General features: G+C 69.9%; 12 protein-coding genes. 10 read left to right on the top strand and 2 right to left on the bottom strand.

What is annotated here, in order from left to right:
- Positions 1-34 precede the first annotated feature (34 nt).
- The 7 genes from KD1_RS08260 to efeB all read left to right on the top strand — a co-directional run bounded on the left by KD1_RS08260 (position 35) and on the right by efeB (position 7632).
- The gene (locus KD1_RS08260; protein WP_083542287.1) at positions 35-499 is read left to right on the top strand and encodes a MaoC family dehydratase; all 465 of its coding nucleotides are present in this window, start codon (positions 35-37) and stop codon (positions 497-499) included.
- Positions 496-2298, top strand: coding sequence for a PHA/PHB synthase family protein (locus KD1_RS08255; RefSeq protein WP_217995842.1), 1803 nt, complete (start codon positions 496-498; stop codon positions 2296-2298). The genes KD1_RS08260 and KD1_RS08255 overlap by 4 nt, the downstream gene beginning before the upstream one ends.
- A gap of 126 nt (positions 2299-2424) precedes the next feature.
- The gene (locus tag KD1_RS08250; RefSeq protein ID WP_068400264.1) at positions 2425-2712 is read left to right on the top strand and encodes a hypothetical protein; all 288 of its coding nucleotides are present in this window, start codon (positions 2425-2427) and stop codon (positions 2710-2712) included.
- A gap of 123 nt (positions 2713-2835) precedes the next feature.
- Positions 2836-4329 (top strand): alpha/beta fold hydrolase, encoded by a 1494-nt coding sequence (locus KD1_RS08245; RefSeq protein ID WP_068400261.1) that lies wholly within the window; start codon positions 2836-2838, stop codon positions 4327-4329.
- Positions 4326-5351, top strand: coding sequence for a hypothetical protein (locus KD1_RS08240; protein ID WP_068400258.1), 1026 nt, complete (start codon positions 4326-4328; stop codon positions 5349-5351). The genes KD1_RS08245 and KD1_RS08240 overlap by 4 nt, the downstream gene beginning before the upstream one ends.
- An 89-nt stretch (positions 5352-5440) precedes the next feature.
- On the top strand, positions 5441-6361 hold the full coding sequence (gene efeO / locus KD1_RS08235) for an iron uptake system protein EfeO (RefSeq protein WP_068400255.1): 921 nt from the start codon (positions 5441-5443) through the stop codon (positions 6359-6361).
- The gene (efeB, locus tag KD1_RS08230; protein ID WP_068400253.1) at positions 6361-7632 is read left to right on the top strand and encodes an iron uptake transporter deferrochelatase/peroxidase subunit; all 1272 of its coding nucleotides are present in this window, start codon (positions 6361-6363) and stop codon (positions 7630-7632) included. The genes efeO and efeB overlap by 1 nt, the downstream gene beginning before the upstream one ends.
- Before the next feature lie 3 nt (positions 7633-7635).
- On the opposite strand, the gene KD1_RS08225 is transcribed toward efeB, so the two are convergent.
- Both KD1_RS08225 and KD1_RS08220 read right to left on the bottom strand, forming a co-directional pair.
- On the bottom strand, positions 7636-8610 hold the full coding sequence (locus tag KD1_RS08225) for a diacylglycerol/lipid kinase family protein (protein ID WP_245627329.1): 975 nt from the start codon (positions 8608-8610) through the stop codon (positions 7636-7638).
- Positions 8603-8794, bottom strand: a complete 192-nt coding sequence (locus KD1_RS08220; protein ID WP_068400250.1) for a hypothetical protein — start codon at positions 8792-8794, stop codon at positions 8603-8605. Before KD1_RS08220 ends, KD1_RS08225 begins: the two co-directional genes overlap by 8 nt.
- 60 nt (positions 8795-8854) lie before the next feature.
- On the opposite strand from KD1_RS08220, the gene KD1_RS08215 reads away from it, so the two are divergent.
- From KD1_RS08215 to KD1_RS08205, 3 genes are all read left to right on the top strand, one after another.
- Positions 8855-11074, top strand: a complete 2220-nt coding sequence (locus tag KD1_RS08215; protein ID WP_068400247.1) for a 6-phosphofructokinase — start codon at positions 8855-8857, stop codon at positions 11072-11074.
- A gap of 73 nt (positions 11075-11147) precedes the next feature.
- Complete coding sequence (gene serS, locus KD1_RS08210; RefSeq protein WP_068400290.1) at positions 11148-12461, top strand: serine--tRNA ligase; 1314 nt, start codon at positions 11148-11150, stop codon at positions 12459-12461.
- Entirely contained in the window at positions 12458-13327 is an 870-nt protein-coding gene (locus tag KD1_RS08205) for an HAD family hydrolase (RefSeq protein ID WP_083542286.1), read from the top strand. Before serS ends, KD1_RS08205 begins: the two co-directional genes overlap by 4 nt.
- The last annotated feature ends 27 nt before the right edge of the window (positions 13328-13354 follow it).

Below are 13354 nucleotides of genomic sequence, written 5' to 3'. Positions count from 1 at the left end.
TTATGACCACGTTTCGCCTCTGATGGGAGCAGACATGGCCTTGCACAACGTCGTCATCGCCGACCTGACCTCTCTGGTGGGTCAGCGCCTCGGCCCCACCGACCCGGTGAAGATCGATCAGGACATGATCGACTCGTTCGCCGACGTGACGCGAGATCGTCAGTGGATTCACGTGGATCCGCAGCGCGCGGCCCAGAGCACGTTTGGCTCGACCATTGCCCACGGGTATTTGACCCTGTCGCTCGCGATCCACTTCTTCTGGGAACTCCTCGACGTCACCGACGCCGAGGCCATCATCAATTACGGCCTCGAGAAGGTGCGCTTCCCAGCACCGCTCCCCGTCGGGCGAGAACTCGTCATGTATGCCACTGTGAACGAGGTCAAGGCGATTCCCGGAGGAGCGAATGTCACCTCCACGTGGGAACTCACCGAGCCGGGGGCCGCGCGTCCCGCATGCGTGGCCCAGCCGATCTTCCGTTACACAGGGGGGAACCCATGACAGAGCACAACCGGCCCGATGCCGGCGACCCGATCACACCCTCGGCCGTACCCGAGGCGCATGGCCCGCAGCCGCGGGTCCAATGGCCGCCGATGCCGGTCGACGCGGCCCGTCGCGCCGCGTTGGAGGCGACCGCGAAGTATGACCCCCTCGGTTTGCTGCCGGCGACCAAGCAGGTGCTGGGCCGGGCCCTGAAGAACCCGGTCGCCCTGACGGCGGCCACCACGAGGTTCTCCACCGGAGTGGTGCAGGCCGGCCTGGCCGCGGCCGCTCGGGCTGCGGGGGTGGAGACCACGGCGATTGTCCCCGACGACCCGAAGGACCGCCGCTTCGGCAACCGGGCGTGGAAGGACAACGCCGGATACTTCGCCATCCAGCAGATGTACGCGTTGACCTGCAACCTGGTCGACGAGGTACTCGCCGCGGGCAACAACGACGATGACGTCCACGATCGCAAGGCGGCCTTCGGTGCCCGCCTGGCGGTCGAGGGGTTGTCGCCCACGAACTTCCCGCTCACCAATCCGGATGTGCTGACGCGGGCGATCGAGACCGGCGGGCTCTCCCTGGTCCGTGGGGCCAAGTTCTTCGTCGAGGACCTGATGGAGCGCGGCGGGTTGCCCTCGCAGGTCGACGACTCCGGTTTCACCGTCGGCGGGAACCTCGCGTGCACGCCGGGCAAGGTCGTCTATCGCAACGACCTGATGGAGGTCCTGCAGTACACCCCCCAGACCGAGCAGGTGCACGAGATCCCGCTGCTGTTCAGCCCGCCGTGGATCAACAAGTACTACGTCATGGACCTCGCGCCGGAGCGCAGCCTGGTCGAGTGGGCGATTCGCCACCAGCGCACGGTCTTCATGATCAGCTACCGCGACCCGGACGAGTCGATGCAGCACCTGGGGATGGACGACTACCTCGAACAGGGTGTTCTCACGGCCATCGACGTGGTCCGGGACATCACCGGCCACGAGAAGATCGACCTCCTCGGGCTGTGTCTGGGCGGGGCGATGGTCACGATGGCCACCGCTCACCTGGTCGCTCGCGGGGATGACCGGGTCAACTCGCTCACGACGATGAACAGCCTGCTCGACTACTCCAACCCGGGCGAGCTCGGCATCATGGTCGACGACGCCACGTTGGAGCGCCTCCAGGTACGCATGGACGCCAAGGGTGGCGTGCTGCCGGCCAAGGACATGGCCACGGCGTTCGACGTCCTCCGGCCGCGCGACCTGATCTTCCGGTACATCCCGACGCGGTGGCTCATGGGTGAGGAGTCTCCGGCGTTCGACGTGCTCGCCTGGAACGTCGACGCCGTGCGGATGCCGGCCGACATGCACGCCTCGTACCTGCACTCCCTCTATGGGGAGAACCTGTTGGCCAAGGGCGAGTACGTCATCGGCGGCGTCAAGCTGGATCTCTCGCAGATCAAGATCGATGGCTATGTCGTCGGGGCGATCAACGATCACATCGTGCCGTGGACGTCCTCGTTCCAGGCGGTGCGCCTCCAGGGTGGCACGGTCCGGTACGTCCTCTCCAGCGGCGGGCACATCGCCGGTGTGGTCAACCCGCCCGGGCCGAAGGCCTGGTATGAGGCCCTCGAGCCGGGCAAGGATGCCGGCAGCCCGGCCGACTCCGACGCGTGGAAGGCCTCGGTGGAACGACACAAGGGTCACAGCTGGTGGGAGGACTGGGCCGTGTGGAGCAGCGAGCGGGCCGGGGCGTTGATCGACCCGCCGTCGATGGGCAGCGACACCCATCGGATCCTCGGCGAGGCACCGGGGCGGTACGTGCACGGGGGGTGAGCCCCGGGCGTGGTGGGTCGCCCGACAACCTCTGCGTACGGAGCTCCGTGCGCGGGGGTTGTCGTGTTAGCAGGCGACGTGTTAACCTTGCTAACAGCACGACCCCCCAACATTTAGGAGCGCATCATGAACGAGGAGTTCACCAAGATGGCCGAGAACATGACCCCCGACTTCGAGCAGGCTGCCGGTCGCGTCCGCGACCTCAACGAGAAGATCATCGAGGCCGCCAAGAACAACGGCACCGCTTCGCTCGACTTCTACGAGAAGACCCTCACCGACGTCCTGCAGTTCTCGCAGCAGGCCGCCGACGCCACCCAGGTCGACCTGATCAAGGCGATCACCACCGCTCACGTCAACTACATCACCGACGTGACCAAGGCCTGGACCAACGCCGCGCGCGACATCCTCAAGTGATTCGCCTCTCCTCGGGGTTACGATCCCGAGGAGGCGATGACGCAGCACTGGCCTGCTGCCCTCCCTTGGGCGGCAGGCCAGTCCTCTGCCCGGAACGATCCACCCTGTGAGGAAGGACGCGGCATGGCCGTGACGACCCATGACACCCGAGGCCGCGGCAACGGCGCCGCCGCGAAGCCTGCCGTGCCGTTCGAGCCCATTGTCGGGGCGCACCTCGAGCACGTGATGGAGAAGCAGTCCACCCAGTGGCTCTTCGCCCCGTTCGATGCCGCCGCCGTGTGGGCGACCAACTGGGTCGACTACTGGACCCGGGCGATGAAGCGCCGCGCGACGCCGCTGGACGTGGCCTCGGACGTGGTCCGGTTCTGGTCCACGGTGACCGCGCGGCCGAACCCGAAGTGGGTCACCGAGCACCGGGTCGCCGCGCAGTGGCCCGTCGCGCGACTGCTCGACTTCTCCGACGGCACTGGGGGCATCCCGACGCTGCTGCTGCCGCCCCAGGCCGGTCACGCCTCGACGATCGTCGACTACAGCCCGCAGCAGAGTCAGGTGCGGTTCGCGCTGCGCAGCCTGGAGCAGGTCTACGTGCTCGAGTGGCTCGGCGCCACCGAGGAGACGAAGAACACCCGGATCGAGGACTACATCGCGATCATGGACGAGGCCGTGGCCGCACTGGGCGGCCGGGTCAACCTCGTCGGCGACTGCCAGGGCGGGTGGCTGGCCACGATCTACGCCGCGCTGCGACCCCAGGCCGTCACGACGCTGACGATCGGTGCCGCGCCCATCGACTTCCAGGCCGGCAATGCCTCGATCCACGACTGGGTGGAGCGTTTCGGCATGATGCCTGACCCGATGGCGGTCTACAAGGCGCTGGTCAAGGGCGGTCACGGCGTGCACCGCGGCGAGAACCAGATCACCGGCTTCAAGATGATGGAGCCGGCCGGCGAGGCCGAGCGGTTCGCCGACCTGTGGGGCAACATCGGCAACGAAAGCTATGTCGAGCGCTACCTCGACTTCGTCGCCTGGTTCGAGACGCCGCAGGCGATGCCCGGGGCGTTCTACCTGTGGACCGTCGAGCACCTGTTCGTCAACAACGAACTCATTCAGGGCACGTTGGAGGTCGGCGGCGAGAAGGTTGACCTGGGTCGGATCACGGTGCCGCTGTACCTGCTGGCCGGCACGCGCGACCACATCACCCCGCCGGAGCAGGTGTGGGCGCTGGCCGAGTACGCCGGCACCCCGCGCGAGCACGTGCACGGCCGGTTCTTCGAGGCGGGCCACCTGGGGCTGTTCATGGGCAGCCGTCCGTTGGTGGAGCACTGGGCGCCGATCTTCGCCGACATCGCCGGGGAGAACGAGCGACTGCTCAACCGCGAGGCGCAGGCGCGTGCGGCCGAGACGGAGGCGCGCACGGCTCCGGTCGTGACGGAGGCAGCGCCGGTCGTGACGGAGGCAGCCCCGGCCAAGAAGTCGACGCCGGTCAAGAAGGTCACCGCGAAGAAGGCCGCGCCGGCAAAGACAGCCGCGCCGGTCAAGGCCGCGCCGCCGGCCAAGACCACGCCGCCGAAGACGGCTCCCGAGGCGGGCGAGGGCGGGGCTGACACACTGACCCCATGAGTGAACCGATCGACCCTGCCGACGCCGAAGGCGTGATCCGCTGGAAGATCACGGAGCTCACGTCCTTGGCTCGGCAGGTCGATCCGGTCATGGCCCGGCCGGGGCTCTACGTCATCCACTTCGCCAACGGAGACGCGTGGGTGGGCCGAACGGTCGACCTGCCGCACTCCTTCTCCGCCATGCGTCGCCGGTGGCCGGAGGACATCGAGGCGATCGAGTACGTGCCGGCCCTGGTGCACGAGATGGCGCACGCGCAGGACACGATCGTCACAGCGCTGCGGGGGCACGGCTCGCGCGTGCGCAACGTGCTTCTCGACGGGCTCGCGGCCAGTCCGGTGCTCTTCGACCGCACGGTCGATCCGGTGGCGCAGGTCGGGTGGCTGCTCGGGGAAATGGTCCTTCTCGATCCGGCCGACCGGGCCGCGCTGTCGGCGCACCGATCGGCCGGCGACGACTACGGCACCGATCAGGTGCTGGCCTACGGACGGTTGGCCGAGTCGGAGACGTTCCCCCACGTGTTCCTCGCCGCGGCCACATTCGTCGATGTGGCGCTCCCCGCCGCCGACCAAACGGAGGAGCGTTGGTGGAGCCTGGCAGTGCTCCCCGAGTCCGCGGTTGGCCCGACGCAGCCCCGGCTGGTGTCCGTGCGCGTGGGCGGCACCGAGGTCTTCGGGCTGTCAGCCGTCTCGACCTCGGTGGGTCCGCGCGCGGACGGGGACCTGTTCCTCGCGGCCGGGACCCAGGTGCCACGGGCGCTGGCCGATCGGGTCGAACCCGTGGTCCTCGACGGCGGCGATGCCGGCCCGACGGAGGCGCTGCGCCTGCCTGTCGAGTCCTCGGACGAGGCGGTCCTGCTGCTGCTCGAGGAACCCGACGTCCTGCTCGGCGTGCGTCTGCTCGTCCTGGACCTGATGCGCCGAGGCTCCGGCGCCCTGCGCCACGATCACAACACCCCGATGGCCGACGCCCTGTTCGACTACATGGAGGCGGCGTCGGGAGAAGAGGACGACGGCTCGAATTGACGGTCCGTAAGGTAAGCCTTACCTTACGGATTGGCCCCGAGTTGTCGGTCGCCGCCTCATCTGATCGTCGTGACCGAACAGGACCCCCCATGCCGCTGCTCCCCGCTCGCCGTGTCACCCCTCGTCGTCTCGCTTCGCGCCGTCTCGCTTCGCGTCGTCTGGCCGTGGTGGCCACCGCCACGATGGCCGGTGCTGCTCTGCTGAGCGCCTGCTCGACCTCGAGCGCCGACCCGAACCCCGCCCCCTCGGCGTCGGGCACGACCGCCGGCCCGACCCAGAGCGCCCAGGCCCGGAAGGCGACCTCGACCTACCAGCGCTACGTCAAGGCCGAGGCGGCTGCCCTGGTCACCGGCACGGAGCAGTTCGTCGCTGCGGTCAAGGCCGGGGACACGAGCCGCGCGAAGGCGCTGTACCCGACCGCACGCTCCCACTTCGAGCGCATCGAGCCGGTCGCGGCCTCCTTCGGCGACCTCGACCCGCGCATCGACGGGCGTGAGGACGGACTGGAGGAAGGCGAGACGTTCGGCGGCTACCACCGGTTGGAGAAGGACCTCTGGCGCACCGGCCTGACCGCGGAGTCCAGCAGGGTCGCCGACCAACTGCTCGCCGACGTCGAACTCCTGGCCAAGGAGGCCCAGGGCGCGACGTTCCAGCCCATCGACCTGGCCAACGGGTCGAAGGCGCTCCTCGACGAGATGGCCAGCGGCAAGGTCACCGGCGAGGAGGAGCGCTACTCCCACACCGATCTGTACGACTTCGCCGCCAACCTGGACGGCTGCACGACCGCGCTCGCCGCGCTCACCCCGATGATCACCGCGAGTGACCCGACGCTGGCCGCCACGATCGCCGACCGGCAGAAGGCCCTCGAAAAGGTGCTCGCGCAGCACCGCACCGGCCGCGACGGGTGGCAGTCCTACACGGCGTTGACCGACCGCGACGTCAAGGAACTCTCGGCCGCGCTGGACGCCTACAGCGAGGCGGCCGCCCAGGCGGCGGCCGCGGTCGCCTGATGTCCGGTGTCTCCCGCCGCAGCATGGTCGGCCTGGGGGCCGGAGCGCTGTTGGCCGGCGGGTTGGCCGCCACCCAGGGTGGATCGGGGCCGGCCGCCGCGGGCGCATTCGGCACGGCCGGCGACGGGGCAAACCCGGCCGACCTGACGTACGACTTCCGCGGCGAGCACCAGGCCGGCATCGTCACCGAGACGCAGGAGTCGCTCCACCTCGTGGCCCTCGACGTCGTGACGACCGACGCCGATGCCCTGCGCGACCTGCTCACCGCGTGGACCGACGCCGCCGAACGCATGACCCAGGGCAGCGAGGCGGTTGCCGGTGGAGTCGACGGCGGCGGCCCGTACGGCGTGCCCAAGGACACCGGAGAGGCGCTCGACCTCGCGCCGCATGGCCTGACCATCACCATTGGGTACGGCCCCGACCTGTTCGACGACCGCTTCGGCCTGGCCGACCGGCGACCGAGCGGGCTGCGCGACCTCCCGCCGTTCGCCGGCGATCGACTCGACCCACGGCGCTCCGGTGGTGACCTGTGTATCCAGGCCTGCGCGAACGACCCCCAGGTCGCCGTCCACGCCGTGCGCAACCTCGTGCGGATGGGCTTCGGGGTCGTGCAGGTGCGCTGGAGCCAACTCGGCTTCGGCCGCACCTCCGCCACCTCGACGAGCCAGCCGACCCCCCGCAACCTCTTCGGTTTCAAGGACGGCACCGCCAATCTCAAGGCCGAGGACCCGGCCGCCCTGGCCGAGCACGTGTGGATCGACCCGGCCGATCTGCGCTCCGCCACCGCCCGCTGGGCCGGTGGCACGTACCAGGTCGTGCGCCGCATCCGCATGCGGATCGAGATCTGGGACCGGACCAACCTCCAGGAGCAAGAGCTCGTGTTCGGGCGAACCAAGCGCGAAGGAGCGCCGTTGGGGCAGGCCCGGGAGTTCGACGCGCCCGACTTCCACGCCACCGCGCTCGACGGCGCTGCGCACATCGACGCGCGATCGCACGTGCGCCTGGCCCACGCGGACCACCTCGGCGGCATCAAGATCCTGCGCCGTGGCTACAACTTCACCGACGGCAGCGACGACCTCGGACACCTGGACGCCGGGCTGCTGTTCATCGCCTTCTGCCGGGACGCCCACGGCCAGTTCGTGCCGATGCAGCGCGCGCTCGCCCGTGCCGACCGGTTGAACGAGTACATCGAGCACACCGGATCGGCGATCTTCCTCTGCCCGCCCGGCCTGCGCGGCGGGGAGGATTGGGGTCGGCAGCTGTTCGGCTGAGCGTCAGTTCGGTACGCGCACGATCAGCGACGCCGGGTCGACCTCGACCTCGACGTGCGACACCTCGCCGACCGCGTCGCCGTCGATCTGGAAGTGGTGCGGCTCCTCCAGGTCGATGGTGCACACCGCTCCGGTGAACCGCTCGAGCCGACGCTCGGTCGAGCGGGTCAGCACCGCGCCGATGACCTTGACCCACTCGAACGTCGTGCGCGGTGACAGCACCGCCACGTCGAGGATCCCGTCATCGACCTGCGCGTCGGGCAGGAACGGGATCCCGCCCTGCAGTTCACCGCAGTTGCCGATGATGACGCTGCGCACCCGCTTGGGCCGCGGCAGCGATCCGGTCATCGAGATGCGCACGTTGAACCGATGACCGATGACGTGCTTCATACCGGAGACGATGTAGGCGGGCCACCCGATCGCGCCCTTGAGGTTCTCGTTCGTGTCCGCCATGACCGTGGCGTCGAACCCGACTCCGGCCATGACCAGACCGACCTCGGGAGCGCCGTGATCGGCCGTGATGCGCAGGATGTCGATCTTCTTGTTGCGTCCGGTGCAGGCGACCTCGAAGGCGTCATCGACCGAGTCGATCGGCAGACCGAGGTTGCGCGCCAGCAGGTTGCCGGTGCCGCCGGGCAGCAGACCCATCGGCGTCGACGTGCCGGCCAGCCCGGTCGCGACAGCGCGTACGGTCCCGTCCCCACCCAGCGGGCAGATCAGGTCCACGCCGGCCTCGAGCGCCTCGGCGACCTGACCCTCGCCCGGGTCGTCCTCGGTGGTCTCGAGGATGAGCGGGTCGCCCCACCCCAGACGCTGGGACATGATCGTCAGGCGGGTGCGCGTGTCGTCGACGCCGACCTTCGTCGGGTTGACGATGACCGCGGCCCGGCGCGCACGAGACTCCGCTTGGGCGGCCTGCGGCGTGCGGCGGGTGAAGAAGGAACGATGGGGGCGCGTGGTGGCGCGCCGATCAGCCATCGGTGCCCGCCTCGGGGCCGGTTTCAGCGCCGGATTCAGCGCCGGTTTCAGGGCCGACGACGGGTCCCGCCGCGAGCCGCGCGGACGCGCCGGCCGAGCCGCGCCGGGCGAGCCACAGATTGAGGGCGACGAGCAGCCCCACCACGACGACGATGAGCGCCAGAAAGGTCCATGAGCCTTGCACACGATGACGCTACCTCAACCTCGCCGAGCGGTCCGGTGAACCCTTGGGCAGGATGGGTTCATGGTGTCGCAGACCAAGCCTCGTCGGATCGCCGTGCTGACCTCCGGTGGGGACGCCCAGGGGATGAATGCCGCGGTGCGCGCGGTGACTCGCACCGGAGTCCGGTTCGGGGCCGAGGTGTTCGCCATCCGGGAGGGGTTCCACGGCCTCGTTGAGGGTGGTGACCACATCACCCAGTTGGGTTGGGACGACGTCGGCGGCATCCAGCACCGCGGCGGCACCGTCATCGGCACCGCCCGCTCGGCCCTGTTCCGCGAGCGTGCGGGGCTGCGGCGAGCGGCGCTCAACCTCGTCCGGGTCGGCATCGACCGCATCGTCTGCATCGGCGGCGACGGTTCGCTGGCCGGGGTCGACGAACTGTCCCAGCTCTGGAGCGGGCTGCTCGACGAACTCGTCGAGGCCGGCGACCTGGCCCGTGACCAGGCCGACGAGCACCCCGCGCTCATGGTCACCGGCATCGTCGGCTCGATCGACAACGACATGGTCGGCACGGACATGACCATCGGCGCCGACTCGGCCCTGCACCGCATCGTCGAGGCCATCGACGCGCTCGCCTCGACCGCGGCGAGCCATCAGCGCTCCTTCGTCGTCGAGGTCATGGGTCGGCACTGCGGGTATCTCGCCCTGGCCGCCGCCATCGCCGGCGGCTGTGACTACGCGTTCATCCCGGAGAACCCGCCGCCGGACGGTTGGGAGGACGCCCTGTGCGAAGCGCTCGAGTTCGGCCGCTCCCTGGGCGGGCGCTCCAGCATCGTCCTCGTCGCCGAGGGGGCCCGGGACCGTCAGGGCAACCCGATCACCGCGGACATGGTGCGCGACGTCATCGCCGAGAAGCGCGGCGACGACGCGCGGGTGACGATCCTCGGGCACGTGCAGCGCGGCGGCGCTCCGGGCGCGTTCGATCGATCGATGGCGACGATGATGGGCTACGCCGCGGTGCAGGAGCTGCTCTCGGCCCAGGCCCACCAGGAGGGCCAGCTGATCGCGTTGCGCCACAACCGCGTCTGGGTCGGCCCATTGATGCGGATGGTCACGCAGAACCGGGCGATCGCCACGTTGGTCGACTCGGGGCAGTACGACGCGGCCATGAAGGCCCGCGGCGCGAGCTTCACGAACCTCCACCAGATCCAGGCGGCCCTGGCCCAACCCAAGCCGGAGGAGAGTCGTGCGCAGCCCACGCGCATCGCCATCCTCCACGGTGGCGGGTTGGCGCCGGGCATGAACACCGCCATGCGCGCGGCGGTGCGGCTCGGGCACGACGCCGGCCACACGATGCTCGGCGTCACCGGCGGGTTCGGCGGGCTGCGCACCGGGCGAGTGCGCGAACTGACCCTGCGCGACGCCGAGGGCCTGGTCGGCGAGGGCGGGGCCGAACTCGGCTCCCGCCGTGGCGTCGTGCCGCTGGACCACCTCTACGACATCTCGCGCGAGATCGAGCGGTACGGCATCGACGCGTTGCTCGTCATCGGGGGATTCGATGCCTATGAGAGCGTGCACCGCCTGTGGACCGAACGTGACCGGTACCCGGCGCTGCGCATCCCGATGGTCTGCCTGCCGGCGAGCATCGACAACAACCTGCCGGCCACCGAACTGTCCATCGGGGCGAACACCGCCCTGGACCTCATCGTCGAGTCCGTCGATCGGGTCAAGCAGTCGGCGATGGCGGCCCGGCGGGTCTTCGTCATCGAGACGATGGGCCGCAACTGCGGGTACCTCGCGCTGATGTCGGCGCTGGCCACCGGAGCCGAGCAGGTCTACCTGCCCGAGGAGGACCTCACCCTCGACCTGCTGAACCAGGACGTCGGGCAGATCAACGCACGCTTCGCCGAGGGACGCCGGCTCTTCCTCGTCGTCAACGGCGAGGGCGCCGACCCGCACTACACGACCGATGTCATCGCGCAGGTCTTCGAGGCCGAGGGCAACGGCGTCTTCGACGTGCGCAAGGTCGTGCTCGGGCACATCCAGCAGGGCGGTGACCCGACGCCGTTCGACCGCATCCTCGCCACCCGCATGGCGGCGCGGAGCATCGAAGCGATCGGTGAACTGTTCGCGGGCAAGGGCGACGAGGCCCTCATGATCGGGTTGCAGCGCGGTGACCTCGACGCCACGCCCATCACCCGCATGCCCGAACTCGTCGAGTGGGAGCAGCGCCGGCCCAAGCACCAGTGGTGGCTGGGCCTGACCCGGATCGTGCGCGACCTCGTGGCGCCGCCGGCGTGATGAGGGGTGGGGCCGCGATGACGCGCCCGAACGGCGCTCCGGTGCGTCGGCGCCGACGGATAGGGTGGCGGTCGTGATCGACATCAAGTTTCTGCGCGAGAACCCTGAGGCCGTGCGCGCCAGCCAGCACGCCCGAGGCGAGGACGACGCGATCGTCGACGAGGTGCTCGCCGCCGACGACGCGCGCCGCAGCGCGATCGCCGCGTTCGAGGCCCGTCGCGCCGAGCAGAAGGCGGCCAGCAAGCAGCTCGGCCCGGTCATGGGCCGGCTGACCAAGGCGCGCAAGGGCGGCGGCGACGCCGCACAGATCGCCGAGCTCGAGGCGCAGGCCGAGGCGCTCAAGGCGCAGGGCGCCACGATGGCCGACGACGTCAAGGCCCTCGACGCCCAGGCCGGCGCCGCGCAGGAGCACCTCGACACCCTCGTGCGCCGCATCGGCAACATCATCGAGCCGGGCGTGCCCTCCGGCGGTGAGGACGACTACGTCGTCATCGACACCGTCGGCGAGCTGCCGCAGTTCGACTTCGAGCCCAAGGACCACCTCGAGATCGGCGAGTCCCTCGGCGCGATCGACATGGGTCGCGGTGCGAAGGTCGCCGGGTCGCGGTTCTACTTCCTCACCGGCGCCGGGGCCCGCCTCGAACTCGGCCTGCTCAACATGGGTCTGCAGTTGGCGATCGAGAACGGTTTCACCCCGGCGATCACGCCGACGCTCGTGCTGCCGCAGACCATGGCCGGTGCCGGGTTCCTCGACCAGCACGCCGACGAGGTGTACCGCCTCGAGGCCGACGACCTCTACCTGACCGGCACCTCCGAGGTGGCGCTGGCCGGATACCACGCCGACGAGATCATCGACCTGTCCGACGGGCCGCTGCGCTACGCCGGGTGGTCGACCTGCTACCGGCGCGAGGCGGGTTCATACGGCAAGGACACCCGCGGCATCATCCGCGTGCACCAGTTCAACAAGCTCGAGATGTTCGTCTACTGCGACCCGGCGACCGCGACGGCCGAACACGAGAAGCTGCTCGGCTTCGAGCGCGAGATGCTGACCCGCTGCGAACTGCCGTTCCGCGTCATCGACACCGCCGCCGGCGACCTCGGCGGCCCGGCCGCGCGCAAGTTCGACTGCGAGGCGTGGGTGCCCACGCAGGGTCGCTACCGCGAACTGACGTCGACGTCGAACTGCACGACGTTCCAGGCGCGCCGCCTCGGCACGCGGTACAAGGACGGCGACGGCAAGACCCAGGTCGCGGCGACGCTCAACGGCACGCTCGCCACGACGCGGTGGCTCGTCGCGATCCTCGAGAACCATCAGCAGGCCGACGGGTCGGTGCGGGTGCCGGCCGCGCTGCAGCCGTACGTCGGGTTGGAGGTCCTGACGCCATGACGCACTCGGAGAGCCTGGACCAGGCCGGCGCCACCAGCGAGATCGGTGGGGTCGGCGCGGTCGACTTCCGCCGCCGCGCGATGATCTGCCTCGACATCGACGGCACCACCGTGCATCACGACGGGCACCTCTCCGAGAACGTCTACGACGCCGTGCAGGAGGTCCGTGCGGCCGGGCATGTCGTCGTCCTCGCCACGGGTCGGTCGGTCATCGCCACGACCCCGATCGCCGACCTGCTCGGGATCCACGAGGGGTACGCGGTCTGCTCGAACGGCGCCGTCACCGTCAGGCTCGACCCCAGCCGGGCCGGCGGCTACGAGATCGTCGAGACCGTCGCGTTCGACCCTGCTCCGGCGTTGACCGTCGTGCGCGAGAAGTTCCCCAACGCCGTCATCGCGGTCGAGGAGATGGGCGTCGGCTTCCGGATGAACGGCCGCTTCCCCGACGGCGAACTGCAGGGCGAACTGCGGGAGGTCTCGTGGGACGACCTGATCCGCGATCCGGTCACGCGTGTGTGCGTGCGCGACACCACCGCGACGAGCGCCGAGTTCGAGCACCTCGTCGAACACATCGGTCTGCACGGAGTCAACTACGCGGTCGGCTACACCGCGTGGCTCGACCTGACGCCCGAGGGAGTCTCGAAGGCCTCCGCCCTGGAGCAGGTGCGCCGCGCGCTGCAGATCGAGCCCGGCGACACCGTCGCCGTCGGCGACCAGCGCAACGACCTGGAGATGCTGCGCTGGGCCGCCCGCGGGGTGGCCATGGGGCAGGCGCCCGACGAGGTCAAGGCCGCCGCCGACGAGGTGACCGCCCCGGTCGAGGACGACGGCCTGGCGCTCGTGTTGCGGTCCGTGCCGCTGTTCTGAGCCGACAACGCCGCCGAGGAAACATTT

Origin of the sequence: Kribbia dieselivorans NBRC 106261, from assembly GCF_001552435.1 — a bacterium.
Taxonomy (GTDB): Bacteria; Actinomycetota; Actinomycetes; order Actinomycetales; family Dermatophilaceae; genus Kribbia; species Kribbia dieselivorans.
The sequence above is the reverse complement of the archived record's forward strand: the minus strand, read 5'-3'. Positions and strand labels throughout refer to the sequence as shown.